The sequence below is a fragment of the Bacteroides sp. genome, from assembly GCF_028690125.1.
Lineage (GTDB): Bacteria > Bacteroidota > Bacteroidia > Bacteroidales > Bacteroidaceae > Bacteroides.
The window spans coordinates 138597-163736 of the sequence record NZ_JAQVBV010000004.1 but is presented as its reverse complement, the minus strand read 5'-3'; the positions used below and the strand labels follow the sequence as shown (position 1 = coordinate 163736).

At 39.2% G+C, this 25140-nt stretch carries 19 protein-coding genes, 1 tRNA gene and 1 pseudogene; 13 read left to right on the top strand and 8 right to left on the bottom strand.

Annotation, left to right across the window (positions count from 1 at the left end; translation table 11 throughout):
• Nucleotides 1-132 precede the first annotated feature (132 nt).
• Nucleotides 133-1590 (bottom strand): aminoacyl-histidine dipeptidase, encoded by a 1458-nt coding sequence (locus tag PHO71_RS04360; protein WP_300199475.1) that lies wholly within the window; start codon nt 1588-1590, stop codon nt 133-135.
• Nucleotides 1591-1611: 21 nt separating this feature from the next.
• The gene (locus tag PHO71_RS04355) at nt 1612-2598 is read right to left on the bottom strand and encodes a lysylphosphatidylglycerol synthase transmembrane domain-containing protein (protein WP_300199472.1); all 987 of its coding nucleotides are present in this window, start codon (nt 2596-2598) and stop codon (nt 1612-1614) included.
• A 70-nt stretch (nt 2599-2668) separates the two neighbouring features.
• On the opposite strand from PHO71_RS04355, the gene rsmA reads away from it, so the two are divergent.
• The 3 genes from rsmA (at nt 2669) to PHO71_RS04340 (ending at nt 6778) form a co-directional block, all read left to right on the top strand.
• Entirely contained in the window at nt 2669-3478 is an 810-nt protein-coding gene (gene rsmA, locus PHO71_RS04350; RefSeq protein WP_300199469.1) for a 16S rRNA (adenine(1518)-N(6)/adenine(1519)-N(6))-dimethyltransferase RsmA, read from the top strand.
• A gap of 26 nt (nt 3479-3504) precedes the next feature.
• A complete protein-coding gene (gene mgtE / locus PHO71_RS04345) occupies nt 3505-4845 on the top strand; it encodes a magnesium transporter (RefSeq protein WP_300199467.1) in 1341 nt (446 codons plus the stop codon).
• Nucleotides 4846-4930: 85 nt separating this feature from the next.
• On the top strand, nt 4931-6778 hold the full coding sequence (locus PHO71_RS04340) for a DUF349 domain-containing protein (RefSeq protein ID WP_300199463.1): 1848 nt from the start codon (nt 4931-4933) through the stop codon (nt 6776-6778).
• A gap of 427 nt (nt 6779-7205) precedes the next feature.
• Here PHO71_RS04340 and PHO71_RS04335 read toward each other — a convergent pair.
• Nucleotides 7206-7276 (bottom strand) — tRNA-Gln (locus tag PHO71_RS04335).
• 264 nt (nt 7277-7540) lie between these two features.
• Between PHO71_RS04335 and rsfS the strand changes: the two genes are divergently transcribed.
• The 3 genes and pseudogenes from rsfS (at nt 7541) to PHO71_RS04320 (ending at nt 10821) form a co-directional block, all read left to right on the top strand.
• Nucleotides 7541-7900 (top strand): ribosome silencing factor, encoded by a 360-nt coding sequence (gene rsfS, locus PHO71_RS04330; RefSeq protein ID WP_300199460.1) that lies wholly within the window; start codon nt 7541-7543, stop codon nt 7898-7900.
• A 9-nt stretch (nt 7901-7909) separates the two neighbouring features.
• Nucleotides 7910-9943: pseudogene (ftsH, locus tag PHO71_RS04325) on the top strand (ATP-dependent zinc metalloprotease FtsH); the annotation flags it as partial.
• A gap of 35 nt (nt 9944-9978) precedes the next feature.
• Complete coding sequence (locus PHO71_RS04320; protein ID WP_300199454.1) at nt 9979-10821, top strand: phosphatidate cytidylyltransferase; 843 nt, start codon at nt 9979-9981, stop codon at nt 10819-10821.
• A gap of 130 nt (nt 10822-10951) precedes the next feature.
• Here the strand turns inward: PHO71_RS04320 and PHO71_RS04315 are convergent, their stop codons facing one another.
• From PHO71_RS04315 to surE, 3 genes are all read right to left on the bottom strand, one after another.
• Nucleotides 10952-11743, bottom strand: a complete 792-nt coding sequence (locus tag PHO71_RS04315) for a NigD-like protein (RefSeq protein WP_300199452.1) — start codon at nt 11741-11743, stop codon at nt 10952-10954.
• A gap of 90 nt (nt 11744-11833) precedes the next feature.
• Complete coding sequence (lpxB, locus tag PHO71_RS04310; RefSeq protein ID WP_300199450.1) at nt 11834-12970, bottom strand: lipid-A-disaccharide synthase; 1137 nt, start codon at nt 12968-12970, stop codon at nt 11834-11836.
• A 16-nt stretch (nt 12971-12986) separates the two neighbouring features.
• Nucleotides 12987-13766: a 5'/3'-nucleotidase SurE gene (surE, locus tag PHO71_RS04305; RefSeq protein WP_300199424.1), complete on the bottom strand. Its 780-nt coding sequence runs from the start codon at nt 13764-13766 to the stop codon at nt 12987-12989.
• 540 nt (nt 13767-14306) lie between these two features.
• Between surE and PHO71_RS04300 the strand changes: the two genes are divergently transcribed.
• From PHO71_RS04300 to PHO71_RS04275, 6 genes are all read left to right on the top strand, one after another.
• On the top strand, nt 14307-15071 hold the full coding sequence (locus PHO71_RS04300) for a ParA family protein (RefSeq protein WP_300199421.1): 765 nt from the start codon (nt 14307-14309) through the stop codon (nt 15069-15071).
• A 10-nt stretch (nt 15072-15081) separates the two neighbouring features.
• Nucleotides 15082-15972, top strand: coding sequence for a ParB/RepB/Spo0J family partition protein (locus PHO71_RS04295; protein ID WP_300199419.1), 891 nt, complete (start codon nt 15082-15084; stop codon nt 15970-15972).
• Entirely contained in the window at nt 15973-16845 is an 873-nt protein-coding gene (locus PHO71_RS04290) for a DUF5683 domain-containing protein (RefSeq protein WP_300199417.1), read from the top strand.
• Between the two features lie 32 nt (nt 16846-16877).
• Nucleotides 16878-18173 (top strand): lytic transglycosylase domain-containing protein, encoded by a 1296-nt coding sequence (locus PHO71_RS04285; RefSeq protein ID WP_300199414.1) that lies wholly within the window; start codon nt 16878-16880, stop codon nt 18171-18173.
• Between the two features lie 72 nt (nt 18174-18245).
• A complete protein-coding gene (locus tag PHO71_RS04280) occupies nt 18246-20492 on the top strand; it encodes a RelA/SpoT family protein (protein WP_300199411.1) in 2247 nt (748 codons plus the stop codon).
• A 37-nt stretch (nt 20493-20529) separates the two neighbouring features.
• Nucleotides 20530-21009: a hypothetical protein gene (locus PHO71_RS04275; RefSeq protein WP_300199409.1), complete on the top strand. Its 480-nt coding sequence runs from the start codon at nt 20530-20532 to the stop codon at nt 21007-21009.
• 17 nt (nt 21010-21026) lie between these two features.
• On the opposite strand, the gene PHO71_RS04270 is transcribed toward PHO71_RS04275, so the two are convergent.
• Nucleotides 21027-21371 (bottom strand): MerR family transcriptional regulator, encoded by a 345-nt coding sequence (locus PHO71_RS04270; RefSeq protein WP_300199406.1) that lies wholly within the window; start codon nt 21369-21371, stop codon nt 21027-21029.
• Nucleotides 21372-21390: 19 nt separating this feature from the next.
• Nucleotides 21391-22359: a M23 family metallopeptidase gene (locus PHO71_RS04265; RefSeq protein WP_300199403.1), complete on the bottom strand. Its 969-nt coding sequence runs from the start codon at nt 22357-22359 to the stop codon at nt 21391-21393.
• 107 nt (nt 22360-22466) lie between these two features.
• Here PHO71_RS04265 and alaS point away from each other — a divergent pair, with 107 nt between their 5' ends.
• Complete coding sequence (gene alaS, locus PHO71_RS04260) at nt 22467-25085, top strand: alanine--tRNA ligase (RefSeq protein WP_300199400.1); 2619 nt, start codon at nt 22467-22469, stop codon at nt 25083-25085.
• Nucleotides 25086-25140 lie beyond the last annotated feature (55 nt).

Here is a 25140-nt window from a genome sequence, read left to right as displayed (position 1 = left end):
AAAAGCTGTTCTAAGAAGTAAAAGATATATTTAGTGTACTATTTATACGACAAAAAGGCGCAGAAAGCATATTATCCGCGCCTTTTAATCTCTTATACCTATTAAAAAGAAAATAGGATATATAGTAGAAAACTATTTCATTGGTGTCTGCTCCAAAGTAGCTACAAGAAAATCATAGAACTTCTGCACTGTCGGAATAAATGCTCTCTCGTCCGGTGAGTGCGGTGAACGCAAAGTAGGACCGAAAGATATCATATCTAATCCCGGAATAATAGCACCGATAATTCCACATTCCAAACCGGCATGAATCACTTTTACAGCAGGTTCTACACCAAACTGTTGTTTATAAGAAGCTTTCATAGCATGAAGAATAGGTGAATCAACATTAGGTTGCCAGCCGGAATAGCCTCCGGTCATTTCAACTTTCATTCCTGCCATAGAGAAACAGGATTCCAGACTTGTTGTCAAATACTCTTTCATACTATCACTGGAACTACGGGCAAGAATCTTAATCTCTGCCTTTCCTCCACCAATGGTAATAATAGCCAGATTGGAAGAAGTTTCCACTGTATCAGGCACCGTTGGAATCATACGTGTTACCCCATTCTGACAAGCAAAAATAGCGTCAATCAAATTATCCTGGATTTCTTCAGGTACTTCACCAACGGGAAGTTCAACACGTTCAGCCTTAAAGCTGATAGGTGTTTCAATTGCAGAAAATTCTTCATTGAAAAGATCCTCACAATACTTCACCAAACCAAGAAGTTCTTCTTCGTTTTCTGCCGGAATTGTAATGACTGCATGCGCTTCACGAGGAATGGCATTGCGCATATTACCGCCTTCCCAACTTGCCAGACGAGCTTCATAAGAAGCTACAGCTTCACGCAGGAAACGAACCAGTAATTTGTTTGCATTCGCACGACCTTGATTAATTTCCAATCCGGAATGTCCGCCACGCAAACCTTTCAACGTCACTTGTATAGCAATATCTCCTTCTTCAGGAGCTACTTCTTTATATTCTAAAGTAGCAGTAACATCCATACCGCCCGCACAACCAATATACAATTCTCCTTCATCTTCAGAGTCAAGATTCAATAGGATTTCTCCGTTCAAAGTTCCCGGCTTCAATCCGAAAGCACCATACATACCGGTTTCTTCATCTTTGGTAATTAAAGCTTCCAACGGACCATGTTTCAAATCTTTCGATTCCAATACAGCCATAATAGCTGCCACTCCAAGCCCGTCGTCGGCACCCAAAGTAGTACCTTTGGCTTTCACCCAGTCACCGTCAATATAAGTTTCAATAGGATCTTTTTCAAAATCATGTACTGTATCATTGTTTTTTTGAGGAACCATATCCATATGTGCCTGCAAAATCACACCTTTCCGGTCTTCCATTCCTGGAGTTGCCGGTTTACGGATAATTACGTTTCCTACTTCGTCTACAAAAGATTCCAATCCTAAACCTTTTCCAAAGTTAATCAAGAATTCAGTGATCTTTTCCATATGTCCCGACGGACGAGGAATCTGAGTCAATGAATAAAAATGCTTCCACACATTCTGCGGAGCTAAAGAAAGAATTGTACTCATAACAAATAATTTATTAAGTGATTACTTTCGCTGTCTATTGGTAAGCGGCAAGGCTACCAAACCATATATGCCCAACAAAGCTACTAAAAAGGTTTGAATCACGTGCACAATCAATGCAAATATTCCCGCATCTGTTACATTTACTCCATAAAGCATCATCATGGAAATAATAGCAAAATGCCATGGTCCCGCACCATTAGGAGTAGGAACAATCACAGCAAACGTACCGGCAACAAACATAACGAGTGCTGCCATTATATCTAAATGGGCTGTAAATGCAAAACAGTAGAATGTAAAATAGAAATGGAAAAAGTAACACGCCCAGATGGCTATTGTATAAAATATAAAGAGAGGAATATTACGTACTCCCTTCAATGACATCACACCTTCCCAAATGTTAAGAACAAAACCTTTTACTCGTTCATAAAAAAAGAGTGTCTTTCTCAGAGCATAAAGAAGAATTATCACGCCTATAAAACAGAAGAAAACAATATAAAACCAGACGGAAGACAAGAGATGTAAGAAAGAAGGTATCTTTGTACCTGTCTGATGTAGAAACGTAATAAATACGGGCATTTGCAACAGTACTGTAATTCCGGTAATCAGAAGAATTGTGAGGGTATCGACCAATCTTTCCGTGACAACTGTCCCCAATGACTTTGCAAAAGAAACATTATCGTATTTCGCCAGTATACCGCAACGACTCACTTCTCCGATTCGGGGAACAATCAAACTAGCCGCATAAGATACAAAAATGGCATTAACACAATCACTCTTTTTAGGAAAAGCATCTAACGGTTCCAAGGTCTGCCTCCACCGCCAACCACGAAACACTTGGGCAAATACTCCAAACACCAATGAAAAAAGCATCCATCCCCAGTTTGTACCGTATAGCAAGACATCACCGGCCTCTGCAAAATCAAAGTCCCGATAGACCCAATATAAGATAAAGCCACCCAAAACAATCGGCAATACCAGTTCAAGTGTCTTTTTTAATAGTTTCTTCATCCTTAATTCTTTATTCTTCATTTAAAAGAATTATCTTTGTCAGCTGCAAAAGTAATTATTTAGTTTGTAAATGAAATTAGTAAAGCCTAAAAAGTTTCTCGGGCAACACTTTCTGAAAGATCTGAAAGTAGCACAGGATATTGCCGATACAGTTGATACGTTTCCCGAATTACCTATCTTGGAAGTAGGACCGGGTATGGGAGTATTAACTCAATTTCTGGTGAAAAAAAACCGACTCGTCAAAGTCGTAGAAGTAGATTACGAATCTGTAGCCTACCTCCGTGAAGCTTATCCGTCTCTGGAAGATCATATCATTGAGGATGACTTCCTGAAAATGAACTTGCATCGGCTGTTCGACGGAAAACCTTTTGTACTGACAGGTAATTACCCATATAACATTTCCAGCCAAATATTTTTTAAAATGCTGGACAACAAAGATATCATTCCCTGTTGTACAGGAATGATCCAGAAAGAAGTAGCCGAACGGATCGCTGCCGGTCCGGGTAGTAAAACCTATGGTATACTAAGCATACTCATACAAGCATGGTATAAAGTAGAATATTTATTTACCGTCAGCGAATATGTGTTTAATCCGCCTCCTAAAGTGAAAAGTGCGGTCATTCGTATGACTCGCAATGAGACGAAGGAGCTGGGATGTGATGAGAAGTTATTCAAAGTGGTAGTGAAAACCACTTTCAATCAGCGCCGTAAAACATTGCGTAACTCCATCAAACCCATTCTGGGCAAAGATTGTCCATTGACAGAAGATCCGTTATTTAACAAACGTCCTGAACAACTATCAGTAGAAGAGTTTATCAGCCTGACCAACCAAGTGGAAATTGCTTTAAAAGCAATAAACACTTCAACAGCAAATTCTTAGTTCTTCCTTTTTAATTTTTGATTAATATGAACGAGGAATATATAGATAATGTAAAACAACTTATCGAGCAGAAGGATGCCGACAGGGTTAAAGAGCTTTTAATCGATCTTCACCCTGCCGATATCGCTGAATTATGTAATGACCTGAATCCGGAAGAAGCCAGATTTATCTATCGTTTACTAGACAATGAAATCGCTGCCGACGTACTTGTCGAGATGGATGAAGACGTGCGTAAAGAATTCCTCGAAATTCTTCCCTCTGAAACGATCGCCAAGAGATTCGTAGATTATATGGATACGGATGATGCCGTAGACCTGATGCGCGAACTTGACGAAGACAAACAAGAAGAAGTCCTTTCACACATTGAGGACATCGAACAGGCAGGTGACATTGTCGATCTGCTGAAATACGATGAAAATACAGCCGGTGGTTTGATGGGTACGGAAATGGTGCTGGTCAATGAAAACTGGAGTATGCCCGAATGCCTGAAAGAGATGAGGCTACAAGCAGAAGAACTGGACGAAATATATTATGTATATGTTATAGATGACGATGAACGTCTGAGAGGTATTTTCCCACTAAAAAAAATGATCACTTCTCCTTCTGTATCAAAAGTAAAGCACGTGATGCAGAAAGATCCTATTTCGGTACACGTAGATACTCCTATTGATGAAGTAGTACAAGTGATTGAAAAGTATGACTTAGTTGCTATTCCGGTAATAGACAGCATAGGTCGTCTGGTAGGACAAATTACCGTCGATGACGTTATGGACGAGGTTCGTGAACAGTCTGAACGCGATTATCAGTTGGCATCCGGACTTTCGCAGGATGTAGAAACAGATGATAATGTACTCCGTCAGACAACAGCACGTCTACCGTGGTTACTGATTGGTATGCTGGGAGGAATCGGTAATTCCATGATATTGGGAAATTTCGATTCTACGTTTGCTGCTCATCCGGAAATGGCATTGTATATTCCACTTATCGGTGGTACCGGAGGAAACGTAGGTACTCAATCTTCTGCTATTATTGTACAAGGTTTGGCCAATAGTTCGCTGGATACCAAAAACACATTCAAGCAAGTCACTAAAGAAGCGGTTGTAGCGCTAATCAATGCTACTATCATTTCTCTGCTGGTATATACCTATAATTTCATCCGTTTCGGAGCAACGGCTACAGTCACCTATTCAGTATCAATCAGTTTGTTTGCCGTAGTCATGTTTGCCTCTATTTTCGGAACATTGGTGCCTATGACACTTGAAAGATTTAAAATCGACCCTGCTATTGCGACAGGACCATTTATAGCTATCACAAATGACATCATTGGAATGATGCTATACATGGGAATCACGGTTTTATTATCGTAAAAACAAGATAAATAAAAAAAAACAAGCAAAATAGTATGAAGTAATCATTTTATTTCATTAATTTGTGATCCAAAACTAATATACAATGATGGACGCTCATGACACTAATCAACCTTTGAATCAAGGGGAATTAGAAGAAGAAAAGAAAACAGTCGAGGTTTCTGAAGAAATTACGGAAACTCCGGTTGAGGAAATTATTACCGAAATTCAACCTGAAGTAACCTCGAAATTTCCCACTAAGGAAGAGATATTGAAACGGTTGAAAGAACTTGCTCAGGATGCTGATAATGCTAGTAAGCAAGAAATCGATAGTCTGAAACAAACATTCTACAAGTTACATAATGCCGAATTGGAAGTTGCCAGAAAACAGTTTGTTGAGAATGGCGGCATCCTCGAAGATTTCGTACCTGAAGAAGACTCTGAAGAAAATGAATTCAAAGTCCTAATGACGACTATCAAAGAGAAACGCAATATGCAGACTGCCGAACTGGAACGCCAGAAAGAAGAAAATCTGCAAGTTAAACTTTCCATTATTGAAGAACTGAAAGAATTGGTAGAATCGGGTGATGATGCCAACAAATCATATACAGAGTTCAAAAAACTACAGCAGCAATGGAATGAGACTAAACTAGTTCCACAAGGTAAAGTCAATGAACTTTGGAAAAACTACCAGTTATATATAGAGAAATTCTATGATTTACTAAAACTGAACAACGAATTCCGCGAATATGATTTCAAGAAAAATCAGGAAATCAAAACCCATCTTTGCGAAGCTGCTGAAAAGTTGGCTGATGAAGAAGATGTAGTTTCTGCTTTCCACCAACTCCAAAAGTTACATCAGGAATTCCGTGATACAGGACCTGTAGCTAAAGAATTACGAGATGAAATCTGGAATCGGTTTAAAACTGCTTCAACAGCAGTGAATCGCCGTCATCAGCAGCATTTTGAATCATTAAAAGAATCAGAACAACATAATCTGGATCAGAAGACTGTAATCTGCGAAATCGTAGAAGCAATCGAATATAATGAACTGAAAACATTCTCTGCCTGGGAAAACAAAACTCAGGAGGTTATTGCCTTACAAAACAAGTGGAAAACCATCGGTTTTGCACCGCAAAAAATGAATGTAAAGATCTTCGAGCGTTTCCGTCATGCCTGTGATGATTTCTTCAAAAAGAAAGGAGATTTTTTCAAGAGTCTGAAAGAAGGAATGAACGAAAATCTGGAAAGAAAGAAAGATCTTTGTGAAAAAGCAGAAGCATTGAAAGACAGTACCGACTGGAAAACTACATCAGATGCATTAACCAAGCTTCAAAAAGAATGGAAAACAATCGGACCGGTAGCTAAGAAATATTCGGATGCTATCTGGAAGCGTTTCATCTCGGCTTGCGACTACTTCTTTGAACAAAAGAATAAGGCTACTTCTTCACAGCGCTCTGTCGAAGTAGAAAATATGGATAAAAAGAAAGCATTGATTGAAAAACTTTCTGCCATTGATGAAAATATGGATACGAATGAAGCCAACACTTTGGTACGTGAGTTGATGAAAGAATGGAATTCAATCGGTCATGTTCCGTTCAAAGAAAAAGATAAGTTATATAAACAATATCATGGATTGATTGACCAGTTGTTCGATCGCTTCAACATCAATGCATCAAACAAAAAATTAAGTAATTTCCGTTCTAACATCAATAATATTCAAGAAAGTGGTCCGCAATCTCTGTACAGAGAACGTGAAAAGCTAGTACGTACTTATGACAATATGAAGAATGAACTTCAAACTTATGAAAATAACTTGGGATTCCTGACTTCTACATCAAAAAAAGGTAGCAGCTTACTAACCGAGCTCAACCGCAAGGTTGATAAATTGAAAGCTGACTTGGAGCTAATTATGCAAAAAATTAAAGTTATTGACGAATCACTGAAAGAATAACAACGACTCTTTATGATTTAAAAACAGGTTTGATTGCCCCCAGGCAGTCAAACCTGTTTTATTTTTCTCCCACTCTAAATCATAGAAAGAGATATCGGAAATAAAATGTTTTTTAGGGTCAAAGCAGAAATCTTTATTGGTACTTTTTCAGGATCAAGTCAAAAAGTATGTGGGTGACAAATCACAACCGTAAATCATCGATGCAATCGGTATATAAATAAAGCTAATTATTGATTGATCTATAGTGTTTTATAAAAGGATATTATCACATTACAAAAAACATAAGCACTTCGATAATTTAACATACCCACAGGGCTTTCGGACTGATCTCTTTTTCAGACTAACTTAACGCCAAATCATAAAATACAAAAACCTACTAAAAAGATTCTTTTAGTAGGTTTTTATCTGTAAATAATTTATTTCTCTGTTGGGCTACCAAGACTCGAACTTGGAACGTCAGGACCAGAATCTGATGTGTTACCATTACACCATAGCCCAATAATATCCGTTTGCGGGTGCAAAGATACAAAGTTTTCGTGAACTACAAATATTTCCAATATTTTTTTTGCAAAAAAACTTCAAATTATCATTTCAAACAAAAGAGACTACACTAAAAAACACAAAAATTAGTCCATAACTTTCTTGTATCCAATAAATCAGCGTATATTTGTCAAAAATATCACGTTTATAAACTGAAACAAAGGGGAAACCTTTTTTGTTATAAACCAAAAGAGAACATGAATTATTAATTTCAATCAAAGAATGAACGAGACAAAGATATTAATTGAAAAAATAAAAGAGGGAATTCAAGAAAAGAAAGGTAAAAATATTATTATTGCCGATTTAACTAATATAGAAGATACTATCTGTAAATACTTCGTTATTTGTCAGGGAAACTCCCCCAGTCAGGTAAGTGCGATCGTAGATTCAATCAAAGAATTTGCACGTGAAGGTGCAAACAGTAAACCTTCTGCCGTAGATGGCCTGCGTAATGCAGAATGGGTGGCAATGGATTACGCTGATGTATTAGTGCATATTTTTCTACCCGAAACCAGAGCTTTCTATAATCTTGAACATCTCTGGGCTGATGCCAAACTTACGCAAATTCCCGATCTTGACTAATTTATAATTATGGATAATAACAACGCTAATAATAACAAGCCTACCAATAATAAGGTGAATATGCCCAAGTTCAATTTGAACTGGATGTATATGTTTATCGCTCTGATGCTTCTCGGACTCTATTGGAGTAGTAATTATCAAAGCAATGGAAGCAAAGCCGTTCCATACAGTGAGTTTGAAAAATATGTAAAAAACGGATATATCGGGAAAGTTATAGGTAATGATGACAGAACGATTGAAGCTTACATCAAATCCAATGCAGTAGGTGCTGTATTCGGAGCAGACTCCAGCAAAATTGGAAAAAATCCGATAGTAACGACTAATGGCCCGTCCAACGATGAATTAAATCAGTTTCTAAAAAAGGAACAAGAAGCAGGAAACTTTGACGGAACATTCGATTATCCGACAAAATCAGATCTATTTCCGACAATTCTGACCAGTATACTGCCACTTGTATTGTTAGTCGCTTTATGGATATTCTTCATGCGCCGGATGAGTGGCGGTGGCAGCGGTGGTGCCGGTGGTGTATTCAATGTGGGCAAATCTAAAGCACAGCTCTTTGAAAAAGGAGGATCTATAAAGATCACATTTAAAGATGTAGCAGGTCTGGCAGAAGCCAAACAAGAAGTTGAGGAGATTGTTGAATTTTTGAAAGAGCCTCAAAAATATACGGATCTGGGAGGTAAAATTCCTAAAGGTGCTCTACTAGTAGGTCCTCCGGGAACAGGTAAGACATTGCTTGCCAAAGCTGTTGCCGGTGAAGCAAATGTACCTTTCTTCTCCCTCGCCGGTTCCGACTTCGTAGAAATGTTTGTAGGCGTAGGCGCCTCTCGTGTACGTGACCTTTTTAAGCAGGCAAAAGAAAAAGCTCCTTGTATTGTATTTATCGACGAGATCGATGCGGTAGGACGTGCTCGTGGTAAAAATCCCGCAATGGGAGGAAATGACGAACGGGAAAATACACTGAACCAGCTTTTAACAGAAATGGATGGTTTCGGTTCCAATAGCGGTGTTATTATTCTGGCTGCTACCAATCGTGTAGATGTGCTTGATAAAGCCTTGCTTCGTGCCGGACGTTTTGACCGTCAGATACACGTAGACTTACCTGACCTGAATGAACGAAAAGAAGTATTCGGTGTACATTTGCGCCCTATCAAAATAGACGATAGTATCGATGTAGATTTGTTAGCACGCCAAACTCCGGGATTCTCCGGTGCAGATATCGCAAATGTCTGCAATGAAGCTGCCTTGATCGCAGCTCGTCACGGAAAGAAATTCGTAGGTAAGCAAGACTTCTTAGATGCTGTAGATCGTATCATCGGTGGTTTGGAAAAGAAAACCAAGATAACTACAGAAGCAGAACGTCGTTCTATTGCTCTGCATGAAGCGGGTCACGCATCTATATCTTGGTTACTGGAATATGCAAATCCATTAATTAAAGTCACCATTGTTCCCCGTGGACGTGCATTAGGTGCTGCCTGGTATTTACCGGAAGAGCGTCAGATCACTACGAAAGAGCAAATGCTGGATGAAATGTGTGCAACATTAGGAGGACGTGCTGCCGAAGACTTATTTATCGGTCGTATTTCTACAGGGGCTATGAATGACTTGGAAAGAGTTACCAAACAAGCATACGGTATGATTGCTTATTTAGGAATGAGTGATAAACTGCCGAATTTATGCTATTACAATAATGACGAATATTCTTTTAACCGCCCTTATAGTGAAAAAACTGCGGAGTTAATCGATGAAGAAGTCAAGAAAATGGTAAACGAGCAATATCAGCGCGCTAAACAAATTCTGTCTGAGCACAAAGAAGGTCATAACGAATTGACTCAACTGTTAATTGACAAAGAAGTTATCTTTGCTGAAGACGTTGAACATATCTTTGGCAAACGCCCCTGGGCTTCCCGTTCTGAAGAAATTATGGCAGCTAAAGAAAGCCAGGTAGCAGCCGAAGCTGAAAGGAAATTAGCCAAAGAAGTAGAAAAGGAAGAAAAAGAAATTAAGGAAGAAGAAGCTGAAAATTCTGCTAAAGAAAAGAATGCCGAATCCAATAACTAATAACACGATATATTTTGAATAGTAATTTTATAAAACGGGCTATTACTGGAGTACTTTTTGTAGCTATTTTAGTAGGATGTATTCTTTACGGGGTATTAAGTTTTGGCATTTTATTTGTTATAATCAGTTCATTAACTATTTTCGAGTATGGACAACTGATAAACAATCGGGCAGAAGGAGCCAACATTAATAAGTTCATTAATATGCTGGGAGGAGCTTATTTATTCCTGGCAATCATGGCGTTCTGTATTAATGCAGCAGATTCAAAGATATTCATTCCATATGTAGTGCTGCTACTTTATCTGATGATTAGTGAGTTATATCTGAAAAAGGAGAATCCGATACTAAACTGGGCATATTCTATGTTTAGCCAACTGTACATCGGACTACCTTTTGCTTTACTGAATGTACTGGCATTTAATGTAGATCCGGAATACGACAGTGTAAGTTATAATCCGATTCTACCACTATCTATTTTTATTTTTATTTGGTTGAATGACACCGGAGCCTATTGCGTTGGTTCATTAATCGGAAAACACCGTTTATTCGAACGCATTTCTCCTAAAAAATCGTGGGAAGGTTCTATTGGAGGCGGTATAGTAGCAATCGGAGCTTCTTTTGCACTCGCTCACTATTTTTCATTCATGTCTATGTGGCAGTGGGCAGGATTAGCCTTAGTGGTTGTTATATTCGGAACTTGGGGAGACTTGACTGAATCACTACTGAAACGCCAACTCCATGTAAAAGATTCCGGAACAATTCTTCCCGGACATGGAGGTATGCTCGACCGTTTCGACAGTTCTTTAATGGCAATCCCGGCAGCAGTTGTTTACATATATGCCCTGACTTGGATTTAAACCATCTTTTAGAGAGAAATATTATAGATTCCTTAATAGAGAAATCATAAAAAGGAAAAGACCGGAAGCTATTTTTATCAGAAAGCTCCCGGTCTTTTTTACACACTATCACATCAAAACATCACTATTATCATTGTATCATAGAAGAAGTAGTATGCACTGCCTTGGATTTTTCAGGTACTCCTACCGGATGATCAAAATCAAGAACGACAATTACACCGTCTCCATTTTCCTTTGAATTCATCTTTATCTTAAATCCTTTCATTACGGGCTCTGCATTTTCTTCTTTTTCTTTAGGATAAAACTCTTCAAGATTATAGGACACTCGTCCCCAACCCCAATCTTTTGTCACATCATCATAGGTATTATAACGTAATTCCAAATGTACATAACCATCTTCATCCACACTTTGAGTTTCTGGATTTTCTGGTACTTCAGGAGTTTTTATTTTATTCTGAACCAAGCTAATACGATGTTTTTTTGAATAAGGGACATTCTGATAGAAGATAATATTCAGAAATTTACCTCCAAGCCACATATCGCCCTGATAAATCAAAATAGGATCATTACCGAATTCTTCTTCATTCTCCGCAGTCATCTCTTCTACTTCTTTGGTTAGCACTTCATTAATGCCTTTCATCTGAACCTCCACACCATCTTTAGTATCAGCTAAAGGATTAAAAATAGCAACCACTCGTTTTCCATCCACCGGGCGATACCATGGAATTGCTGTAGTAACCGGATCAATAATACCCCAACGGTCACCTTCCAAATAATAGCTTCCACCACCTGTAGCATGAACGGTAGCCCAATCCCAACTAAAATCCTCGATAGAATAATAATCATCATTGTCATCACACGATTGCAGCACAGGTACTAATGCCAGCAACAACAAACTTAAAATCCAATTCAATTTTTTCATATTAGTTTTTTCTTAGTTAATCTTCTGTTTTATAAATAAAAAAGCCGGGCAATTACTGCACCGGCTTTACGTTTATTCAGAAAAAGAAAGTTATTTTTTCAAAATTCTCAGCATTTCATGAGCTGCCTTCTTAGGTGCACCGCCAGAACCTAGCCGTTCTGCCACGTACTCATAGCCTGCCAACATCGTTTTCTTATATTCTGCATCTTCAAGAATATTTTTTAATTCCAGTCGCATATTTCCAACTGTCATTGTATCGGCTACCAATTCTTTCACAACTTCACGATCAGCAATCAAATTGACCAATGAAATAAATTTCACTTTCAATATATGTCTGCGCAAAAATGAAATCACCTTTCCGATAGGAGTATGATAACAGACCACCTGAGGAATACGAAACAATGCAGTCTCAAGAGTAGCTGTTCCTGAAGTGACCAATGCAGCTTCCGCATTTTGCAAAAGCCGATAAGTCTGTCCAAAGATAATTCTCACTTCGACTTGCCCCACATATTGTTTGTAGTATTCCAGAGAAATACTTGGTGCACCCGCCAAAACAAGCTGATATTCGGAGAAAGCGGAAGCTGCTTTCAACATATCCGGCAGGTTATCTTTTATTTCCTGCTTCCGGCTACCTGCCAGCAAAGCAATGATAGGTTTATCTTCCAAGCCATTCTCTGTGATAAACTCTTGAAAGTTTGCGGGGTGAGCTTCCTGATAGGCAGTCACCTCATCCATTGTAGGATTGCCTACATAGTGAATAGGATATTGATGCTTACCTTCAAAAAACTCAATTTCAAAGGGAAGAATAGAAAAAAGTTCATCCACATCCCGTTTGATATTTTTAATACGGTACTCCTTCCAGGCCCAGATTTTCGGAGAAATAAAGTAGTAAACCGGAATTTGTGTCTTTTCATGCACAAATTTGGCAATTTTAAGATTAAACCCCGGATAATCTACCAGTATCACCACATCCGGATTCCATGCTACAATGTCTTCTTTGCAACGTTTCATGTTAGCAAAAATAGTGCGCAAATGAAGCAATACAGGAATAAATCCCATGTATGCCAACTCCTTATAATGCTTAACCATTTTCCCTCCAACAGCAGACATCAGATCCCCCCCGAAAAAACGGAAGTCGGCCTGCGGATCTTCTGCTTTCAAAGCAGACATCAGATGAGACGCATGTAAATCACCGGAAGCTTCACCGACAATCAGATAATATTTCATAAAACAAGAAAATTAATTACTCTTTATTTTCTTCCATCCAGCTATTTAGTTCTTCAATAAAACTATAAGCAGTTAAATCTACCGTAGTTGGAGTAATAGCCACATATCCGTTTGCCAATGCCCAGTGATCATTCTTTTCATTTTCCGGTTCATGATCAGCAAATTCACCTGTCAGCCAAAAGTAATTCCGGTCGTTTTGACGTGGGCAGACTTCCCATTCATTTGTCCAACATCCTTTCGCTTGTTCGCATACCTTTATTCCTTTAATATCAGGAGTATCAGGAAAATTCACATTCAGACAAGTCAGAGGAGGCAAACCTTTCTCCAGAACCATGGCTGCGATTTTACGCACATAAGGACCGGCAGCTTCAAAATCAGCACCCATATCATGATTACATAGTGAAAAGCCGATAGACGGAATACCATTCAGGCAACCCTCAATCACTACTCCCATCGTACCCGAATAATGCACGTTCGTAGCAGAATTATCACCATGATTAATACCTCCGACTACCAGATCCGGTCTTCGGCCGAGCACTGTATTCCATGCTAATTTAATGCAGTCAGTCGGTGTTCCGGAGCATTTATATACCGTCACTCCTACTTCTTGCTTGACCAATTTATAATGTACGGGTTGTGTCACTGTCAATGCACTAGCACTACCGGAACGCGGAGCATCAGGTGCCATTACAACTATTTCCCCCAATGTCCGAAGAAACTTAACCAATTCACTAATACCTTTAGCCATGATACCATCATCATTCGACACAAGTATCAGCGGTCGTTTATTTTCCATACTTTTCAATCCTTTCCTTTTTATTTAATGTCTGCACAAAAGTAACAAAAAGTAGACGTAATACCAACCACGTAGTTATTAATAATTAATTTATCACCGTTCATAAATGATGCTCTCGGTTTACCAAAACTAATTCGTTTTACTACTGTGTCCGTTTCGTTCTACATAGGTGGGATGAAACGGACACAGTGGTAGAACGAAGCGGCAACCTGGGTGGAACGAACCAAACATTACATTTTAAAATGGAAAAAATCACCACTCTACAAGGTACAAACTACTATCCGGCACATAACCACCCGTTTACAAATCTTAATCTTCTGCAAGCGACTAAAAAAAGAAATAGATTTCCAATATAAATATGTATATTTGCAAGCTCTGAGAAGAAAAACTGTTGATATAACTATCAAAGTTTTGTAATCGCCTCACCCGGCAGTTATTAACAAAACAGGCAACTTATCAACAGAAATTGCAAAGTTTCTATTTTTTCGTAGGCGCTCTAAGGATTTATCACTTATTTCGCTGCCAATAAATTTAGAGAATATGGGAAAGATTATTGCTTTGGCCAATCAAAAAGGTGGTGTAGGAAAAACAACGACTACAATCAACCTCGCAGCGTCACTTGCTACACTTGAAAAGAAAGTACTCGTGGTAGACGCCGATCCGCAAGCGAATGCCTCTTCCGGTTTGGGAGTAGACATTAAGCAATCGGAATGCACTATCTATGAATGTATTATAGACAGAGCCAATGTACAGGACGCTATCCTCGACACAGATATAGACTCTTTAAAAGTCATCTCCTCACATATCAATCTGGTAGGAGCTGAGATTGAAATGCTGAACCTTCCTAATCGCGAAAAAATACTAAAGGAAGTGCTCACACCATTGAAGAAAGAATATGACTATATTTTGATAGACTGTTCACCGTCATTAGGACTGATTACAATTAATGCATTGACCGCTGCCGATTCGATAATCATTCCTGTACAAGCTGAATATTTTGCCCTTGAAGGAATCAGTAAATTATTGAATACAATCAAAATTATTAAGTCAAAACTGAATCCGGCTTTGGAAATTGAAGGATTTCTGCTAACTATGTATGACTCACGTTTGCGCCAAGCCAATCAGATTTACGACGAAGTGAAACGACATTTCCGGGAATTAGTGTTCAACACTGTCATCCAACGAAATGTCAAGCTAAGTGAAGCACCTAGTTATGGCATCCCCACCATCCTTTATGATGCGGATTCAACCGGTTCTAAAAACCACTTAACTCTCGCAAAAGAGATTATCAACAGAAATAAATAACGAAGAAGATATGGCAACACAAAAAAGAAATGCATTAGGACGTGGACTTGACGCCTTGCTCTCAATGGATGATGTGAAAACCGAAGGCTCTTCTTCCATTAATGAAATAGAATTGGCAAAAATTTCTGTCAATCCTAACCAACCACGCCGTGAATTTGATACAACGGCATTGCAAGAATTGGCGGATTCAATTGCAGAAATCGGAATTATCCAACCAATCACTCTACGCAAACTCTCGGACGATGAATATCAGATCATTGCCGGAGAGCGCCGTTATCGTGCTTCACAAAAAGCAGGAATGAAAACAATCCCTGCCTACATTCGCACAGCGGACGACGAAAACATGATGGAAATGGCGTTGATTGAAAACATCCAGCGTGAAGACCTGAATGCTTTGGAAATAGCACTCGCCTATCAACATCTGCTCGATCAATATGAATTAACTCAGGAACGCTTGAGCGAACGCATCGGCAAAAACCGAACAACAATTGCTAACTATCTGCGTTTACTGAAACTGCCGGCTCCAATACAAATGGCCTTGCAGAACAAGCAAATTGACATGGGACATGCCCGTGCACTGATTTCATTAGGCGATCCTAAATTGCAAGTAAAAATATTCGAAGAGATACAAGAACACGGATACTCCGTTCGCAAAGTAGAAGAAATTGTTAAATCACTCAGCGAAGGAGAGGTTGTGAAGAGTGGTACACGGAAAATTGCTCCTAAACGTGCCAAACTTCCGGAAGAGTTTAATTTATTAAAGCAACAACTAACCGGCTTCTTTAACACAAAGGTACAACTCACTTGCTCCGAAAAAGGTAAAGGAAAGATCAGTATTCCTTTCAGCAACGAGGAGGAATTGGAACGTATCATGGAAATCTTCGATACGCTAAAAAAGTAAATGACTAGGAAAAGTAAAAGATATCAGTTACTAATCACTACCCTGCTTCTCTGTTTCTTACAGGTGGCAGGGATTGATATGTATGCGCAGGAGCCTGTAACTCCGGTACAAAAAGATAGCACAATCCAGCAACGTCAGCCTCCCAAAGCACGTGCCCGAAGACATCGTGATCCGGCTCAGGAACAAGATTCATTAAAGCAAGATTCCCTGAGACTTCTCAAACTAGAACGCTTGCAGCCAGTAGATAGCCTTTCTGCCGCTAAAATACATATAGCCGATAGTCTGGATGTATCCAACCAAAAAGAGTTGAAGAAAATAGAACAGCCAAACGCAATTGTGATTAGTCAAGACAGCCTCCCACCTGCGCAGGATTTAAACAAAAAAATATTTGTACCTAATCCGACCAGAGCCACATGGCTCGCTGTTGTTTTCCCGGGAGGAGGACAAATATACAATCGAAAATATTGGAAATTACCTATTATATATGGAGGATTTGCCGGTTGTGCTTATGCACTGAGTTGGAACGGCAAAATGTACAAAGACTATTCACAAGCTTATTTGGATATTATGGACAGTAACCCAAATACCAAAAGTTACGAAGATTTGTTACCTCCTAATGCTAATTATAATGAAGACCAATTAAAAAATACCATAAAAAAAAGAAAAGATATGTTCCGGAGATACCGGGACCTTAGTATATTTGCATTTATCGGAGTTTATATCATTTCCATTATCGACGCTTATGTAGATGCGGAATTGTCTAACTTTGATATCTCTCCCGACCTAAGCATGAAAGTAGAACCGGCAATCATTAACAACCAGTTCAACTCCAATAAAAAATCGGTCGGCCTACAATGCGTATTACGATTTTAAAAGCACAACTAAGATTGAACTTATTATTGAACATGAAGAAATTATCAAACTATTATCCGATTATTTTATTTTTTTTACTAGCAATTTCTCAAGCCAAAGCCCAAAGTGTAGATGTAGTCATTCATGAAAATGGAACCGAACGCAAAGAAAGCATCGAATTACCAATGAGTATGACATATCCGCTAGATAGCTTACTGAATGACTGGAAAGCTAAAAATTACGTTGATTTAGGTAAAGATTGCAGTACAGCAGAAGTAAATCCCCTATTCAGCGATTCCGTATACACAGACCGCCTTTCACGCATTCCAGCTATCATGGAAATGCCTTATAATGAAGTAGTACGTAAATTTATTGATATGTATGCCGGACGTCTGCGCAATCAGGTATCTTTCATGTTGAGTGCCTGCAATTTTTATATGCCGATTTTTGAAGAAGCTTTGGATGCCTACGGACTTCCAATAGAACTTAAATACCTCCCTATTATTGAATCAGCCTTAAATCCATCTGCCGTATCACGGGCAGGTGCATCAGGATTATGGCAATTCATGCTTGGAACTGGGAAAATATATGGTCTGGAGTCTAATAGTTTGGTAGACGAGCGTCGTGATCCTATTAAAGCAACATGGGCTGCTGCTCGTTATTTGAAAGAGATGTACACTATTTATGGAGACTGGAATCTAGTCATTGCTGCCTATAATTGTGGTCCTGGCACCATTAATAAAGCGATTCGCCGTGCGGGAGGAGAAACTGATTATTGGAAAATTTATAATTTCTTGCCGAAAGAGACAAAAGGATATGTACCTGCTTTTATTGCTGCTAACTATGTGATGACTTATTACTGCGATCATAATATTTGTCCGATGGAGACTAATATTCCGGCAAGTACAGATACAATACAAGTAAACAAGAACTTACACTTCGAACAAATATCCGAAATCTGTAATATTCCTTTAGATGAGGTCAAGAGCTTAAACCCGCAATATAAGCAGCAAGTCATTCCGGGAGATACGAAACCTTATACATTGCGACTTCCGATCAACGCAATAAGTACCTTCATTGATAAACAAGATACTATTTATGGACATCGTGCTGACGAATTATTCCGCAACAGAAAAACGGTTGCTGTAAAGGAAAAAGAACCCGCTACACGTAAACAAGCTACTTCTGTTGCAGGCAAAGGCACTCCGACCTATTATAATATCAAAAATGGAGACACATTATCTACTATCGCTGATAAGCTAGGTGTTCGAGTGAAAGATATACAAAAATGGAATGGAATGTCTAATACTAGAATATCTGCGGGTAAACGATTGAAAATATACAAATAAGCAGCTTCTCGCTTGCTTCATTCGGAAAATTGTTTATTTTTGCAAAACTAAGCAAGTGAAAGGATAACAAATATGGAGAATCTGACCCCCAAAGAAATAGCAGATGAGGAGATGATCAATCAGGCATTCCAGGAACTACTGAATGATTATCTTGCTACCAAACATCGCAAACGAGTTGAAATCATAACCAAAGCTTTCAACTTCGCCAATCAGGCACACAAAGGAATCAAACGTCGTTCCGGTGAACCTTATATCATGCACCCGATTGCAGTCGCTACAATCGTATGCAACGAAATTGGATTAGGTTCTACTTCTATCTGTGCAGCGTTGCTGCATGATGTAGTGGAAGACACCGACTACACAGTAGAAGATATAGAAAATATTTTTGGTCCTAAAATAGCTCAGATTGTAGACGGACTTACTAAGATCTCCGGTGGTATTTTTGGAGATCGCGCCTCCGCTCAAGCAGAGAACTTTAAGAAGTTACTGCTTACTATGTCTAATGATATCCGTGTTATCCTGATTAAAATAGCCGACCGTTTACACAATATGCGTACCCTGGGTTCTATGTTGCCAAATAAGCAATTTAAGATAGCCGGTGAGACTCTCTATATTTATGCACCATTGGCAAATCGTCTGGGACTCTATAAGATTAAAACTGAATTAGAAAATCTCAGTTTCAAATATGAACATCCTGAAGAATTTGCTGAAATAGAGGAAAAATTGACTGCTACCGCTGCCCAACGCGATAAAGTATTCAATGATTTCACAGCTCCTATCCGTACACAACTAGATAAGATGGGGCTCAAATATCGAATATTGGCAAGAGTAAAATCTATTTATTCCATCTGGAATAAAATGCAGACTAAGCACGTCCCCTTCGAAGAAATTTATGACCTACTGGCTGTCCGCATTATTTTCGAACCACGCAATCAGGAGGAAGAGTTGAATGACTGTTTCGATATTTATGTATCCATATCTAAGATATATAAGCCGCATCCCGACCGTCTGCGTGACTGGGTAAGCCATCCGAAAGCCAACGGATATCAGGCATTACACGTTACCTTGATGGGGAATAATGGTCAATGGATTGAAGTCCAAATCCGTAGTGAACGTATGAACGATGTTGCTGAACAAGGCTTTGCCGCTCATTGGAAGTATAAAGAAGGGGGAGGTAGCGAAGACGAAGGCGAATTGGAAAAATGGTTGAAAACAATCAAAGAGATACTTGATGATCCGCAACCGGATGCTATAGACTTTCTAGATACCATCAAATTAAACTTGTTTGCTTCCGAGATTTTTGTATTCACGCCCAAAGGAGAACTAAAGACGATGCCCCAAAACTCAACGGCACTTGACTTTGCTTTTTCTTTGCATACAGATATTGGTAGCCATTGTATCGGTGCCAAGGTTAATCACAAGCTAGTACCATTGAGCCATAAGCTGCAAAGTGGTGACCAGGTTGAAATCCTAACTTCAAAATCGCAACGTGTACAACCTCAATGGGAAGTTTTTGCGACCACTGCCCGGGCTCGTGCCAAGATTGCTGCTATTCTTCGTAAAGAGCGCAAGGCCAATCAGAAGATTGGTGAAGATTTACTGAGCGAATTCTTAAAGAAAGAAGAAGTACGTCCGGACGAGACAGTTATAGAAAAACTACGTAAACTTCATAATTCTAAAAATGAGGAAGAATTTCTAGCAGCTATTGGCAGTAAAGCCATTGTGCTGAGTGAGATCGACCGAAATGAGTTAAAAGAAAAGCAAACCAGTAATTGGAAAAAATACCTGACTTTCTCATTTGGAAATAATAATACCAAAGAAAAACAAGAGGAGAAAGAACCGCAAGAAAAAGAAAAAATCAATCCGAAGGAAATACTGAAACTTACGGAAGAAAGTTTGCAGAAAAAATATATCATGGCTGAATGTTGCCATCCCATTCCAGGTGATGACGTTTTAGGATACATCGACGAAAACAACAGAATCATTATTCATAAACGACAATGCCCAGTAGCTGCCAAGTTAAAAAGTAACTATGGAAACCGTATTATAGCAACAGAATGGGATACTCACAAAGAACTTTCTTTTCTTGTTTATATATATATAAAAGGTATAGACAGTATGGGCTTATTAAATGAAGTAACGCAAGTTATCTCCAGACAATTGAATGTAAATATCCGTAAGCTGGCAATTGAAACCAATGACGGAATATTTGAAGGTAAAATACAACTATGGGTACATGATGCTGAAGACGTAAGAGCTATCTGCAATAATTTGAAGAAGATTCAGAATATCAAGCAGGTTACCCGCATTGAAGAATAAAGGAGGAAAGCACGCCAATCATATTATGTAAAAGCAAATGAAAAACACGAAGAAATTACTATTACTATCGTTCACTGCAATTACTCTTTCCAGCTGTGATTTTTGTGCTCTTGGAAAGATAGAGAACCAGACAAATGATACAATAAGAATAGTCTGTCGTACTACTGAAGCGCTTTCGACATTTTATGCCAAAGGTGCAACTAAAGAGTATAATGATAAGACAGGCGGATATTTTTTCGGAATGAATCAGAATGGAAATGAGGGTCCCTATCATCAATTAAACGATAGCACCGTCTACTTCGATATTGCGCCCAAAAGTTCCTTTAATAAGATACGCTTGGGTATGAACCTCACTTGGAGTGAGGAAAGAGTTCAAGCCTATCTATCCTATATAAAACGAATGGAAATCAGAACACCTAACAATACCTTAGTATATAATGGGGGAAGACAGTTAAATAACCTCTTTTTAGAGAATAGGGGGTTTAATAAACAAATCCGAATCAATATAGAGAAATAGAGTCCGAGGTTTCCTCCCTAATGTCGTCCGTCCAACTCCTTTTTAATGGCTAGAAGTTCTTCCTTGATAGCTTTTAGCCGATTGACTATTTCATAGTTTTTGATAGTTACTTCCTTATTATCTTTCAACCGCTGGCGTGCTCCCGGAAGCGTCATTCCTTTCTCTTTTACCAAATGATAAATAAGTCCAATCGTTTCTACATCTTCCTTGCGGTATTGACGTACCCCTCTCCCACTAGTTCTGGGAGAAATTTGTGGAAATTCCTTTTCCCAAAATCGGAGTAAAGAAGGATTGACGCCAAACATATCAGCCACTTCGGCAATCGAATAATATAATTTTAATTCTTTATCAGTATGAAGCATAAGACTCGTTATTTATTAATTAATCAAAGACTTTACCATGGTTAGCAGCTAATTGAATCATCTTTTCGTAGTCTTCAGCACTCAAATCCATGAAATAATAATTAATAGGATTAACGATTTGTCCCTTCACATGGACTTCATAATGTAAATGAGGTCCAGTACTTTTACCTGTACTTCCCACCTTGCCTATCACTTCACCACGCACTACCTTCTTCCCAACTTTCGTATTAAAACCTTGTAAATGAGCGTAACGAGTTATATAGCCGAAGCCATGGTTAATTTCAATCGTATTCCCATATCCGGTTTCCCATCCGACTTTCACCACTGTACCATCACCTGTTGCATATACATCTGTCCCCGGATGAGCAGAGAAATCCATTCCGGCATGGAACTTTGTTGTACCATAAATAGGATCGACACGGGTACCATAGCCGGATGCTGTCTGACGAAGATCTTTATTAGAAATAGGTTGGATGGCCGGAATACATTTCAGCATCTCATCATGGTTCTTACACATATCCACTACATCATCAAAAGATTTGGACTGTATATATAACTGTTTAGAAAGCACATCTAATTTCTGAGTTGTATTCACCACCAACTTTGAATTGACCATATCCATCAATTCTTCATAACGGTTTGTACCTCCATAACCCGCTTGCCGAATAGCCGGAGAAACAGGATCTGCTTGCAGAATTACCCGATACAAATTATCATCACGCTGCTGGATATCTTGAAGAACTCCCATTGCATCATCCAATCGACGGGAAAGTACATTATATTGTGCTTGCAAACGACTGTTTTCAATTCGAAGTTCTTTCTCAGACGGAGAGCCAAATACTAGAAGTAATACAAGAAAACTTCCTGCTCCCAACCCCATTCCCCAGAAAAGCCGGCGTAAAATACTAAGCGCACGTTGCCGCACGGTGGGGTAAATTCGATCATACGTCTGCGTCTGTGAATTATATATGTAGTATACCTTGCGCATCTTTTTGGAAATATTTCGCTTGTTAATACGGCAAAAATAATAAAAACGAGCTATCTTTGCACTGTTTTTTGAGAATATTAACCTCAACAATAGATATATATAGAAGTATGCTGACTGCAAAAGAGATCAGAGATTCATTCAAGAATTTCTTCGAGTCGAAAGGACACCACATCGTTCCCTCGGCTCCGATGGTGATAAAAGATGACCCTACCCTGATGTTCACCAACGCGGGTATGAACCAGTTTAAAGATATTATTTTAGGTAACCAGCCGGTGAAATACCACAGAGTCGCGGATTCTCAGAAATGTCTACGTGTAAGCGGAAAGCATAATGACCTGGAAGAAGTAGGACATGATACATATCACCATACCATGTTCGAGATGTTAGGAAACTGGTCATTCGGTGATTACTTCAAGAAAGAAGCTATCAATTGGGCATGGGAATATCTGGTAGAAGTATTAAAACTCAATCCGGAATACCTGTACGCTACCGTATTTGAAGGTAGCCCTGAGGAAGGATTGAGTCGTGACGACGAAGCTGCTTCTTATTGGGAGCAATATTTGCCTAAGGATCATATCATCAACGGTAATAAACATGATAACTTCTGGGAAATGGGTGATACAGGACCTTGTGGACCTTGTTCTGAAATCCACATTGACCTTCGTCCGGCAGAAGAACGTGCTAAAATTTCAGGACGCGATCTGGTGAATCATGACCATCCTCAAGTAATTGAAATATGGAACCTCGTGTTTATGCAATATAACCGCAAGGCTGACAGTAGCCTCGAGCCACTCCCTGCAAAAGTTATTGACACAGGTATGGGATTCGAGCGTCTCTGTATGGCATTACAAGGCAAAACGTCCAATTACGATACTGACGTATTCCAGCCGATTATCAAAGTTATAGCAGCCATGGCAGGTACAGAATACGGTAAAGATAAGCAAAATGACATCGCTATGCGTGTAATTGCCGACCACATTCGTACAATTGCATTCTCTATTACAGACGGTCAGTTGCCATCAAATGCTAAAGCCGGTTACGTAATCCGACGCATCCTTCGCCGTGCTGTGCGTTACGGATACACTTTCCTGGGGCAGAAACAAGCATTCATGTATAAGTTACTGCCTGTATTGATAGAAAACATGGGAGAAGCATATCCTGAACTGATTGCACAGAAAGGTCTGATTGAAAAAGTAATTAAAGAAGAAGAAGAATCATTCCTCCGTACTTTGGAAACAGGTATCCGTTTGTTGGATAAAACAATGGAAGATACAAAAGCTACCGGAAAGACTGAAATCAGTGGTAAAGAAGCCTTCACTTTGTATGATACCTTTGGCTTCCCACTCGACCTTACCGAATTGATTCTCCGTGAAAACGGAATGACAGTCAATATCGAACAGTTCGATGCTGAGATGCAACAGCAAAAACAACGTGCACGTAATGCTGCAGCTATTGAGACAGGCGATTGGATTACTCTGAAAGAGGGAACAACAGAATTTGTTGGTTACGACTTTACGGAATACGAAGCTTCCATTCTTCGCTACCGTCAAATCAAACAGAAGAACCAGACTTTGTATCAGATTGTACTTGACTATACTCCATTCTATGCAGAAAGTGGTGGTCAGATAGGTGACACCGGTGTACTGGTTAGCGAATATGAAACCATCGAAGTAATCGACACCAAGAAAGAAAATAATCTTCCGATACATATTACCAAAAAGTTGCCCGAACATCCGGAAGCTCCGATGATGGCTTGTGTAGATACCGATAAGCGGGCTGCTTGTGCAGCCAACCACTCGGCAACTCACCTGTTAGACGAAGCACTTCGCGAAGTTCTGGGCGAGCATGTAGAACAAAAAGGTTCACTGGTGACTCCGGACTCTTTACGTTTCGATTTCTCACACTTCCAGAAAGTGACAGACGAAGAAATACGTAAAGTAGAACACTTGGCAAATGCTAAGATTCGTGCGAACATTCCATTAAAAGAATATCGCAACATTCCTATTGAGGAAGCTAAAGAACTGGGAGCAATCGCACTCTTTGGTGAAAAATATGGAGATAAAGTACGTGTAATTCAATTCGGTTCTTCTATTGAATTTTGTGGAGGTACACATGTAGCCGCAACCGGAAATATTGGAATGGTGAAAATTATTTCTGAAAGTTCTGTTGCAGCCGGAGTTCGCCGTATAGAAGCCTATACAGGTGTTCGCGTAGAAGAAATGCTGGATACAATTCAAGATACACTCAATGATTTGAAAGCACTCTTTAATAACGCTCCGGACCTTGGTATTGCGATCCGCAAATACATTGACGAAAATGCAGGCTTGAAGAAACAGGTAGATGATTTCATGAAGGAAAAAGAATCTGTTCTAAAAGAGAGATTACTGAAAAACATTCAAGAAATCAATGGCGTGAAAGTAGTGAAATTCTGCGCACCACTTCCTGCTGAAGTTGTGAAAAACATTGCCTTCCAACTTCGTGGAGAAATTACTGAAAACTTATTCTTTGTCGCTGGAACCATAGACAATAACAAACCGATGCTTACAGTTATGATTAGTGACAACTTGGTTGCAAGTGGATTGAAAGCCGGTAATATAGTAAAAGAAGCAGCCAAACTGATACAAGGAGGCGGCGGTGGACAGCCGCACTTTGCAACAGCCGGAGGAAAGAATACAGATGGAATGAATGCAGCCGTTGAAAAAGTACTAGAACTTGCAGGAATTTGATAAATAAAGAATGAAAAATGAAAAATTAAGAATTGCTATGCAGCTATTGTGCAGC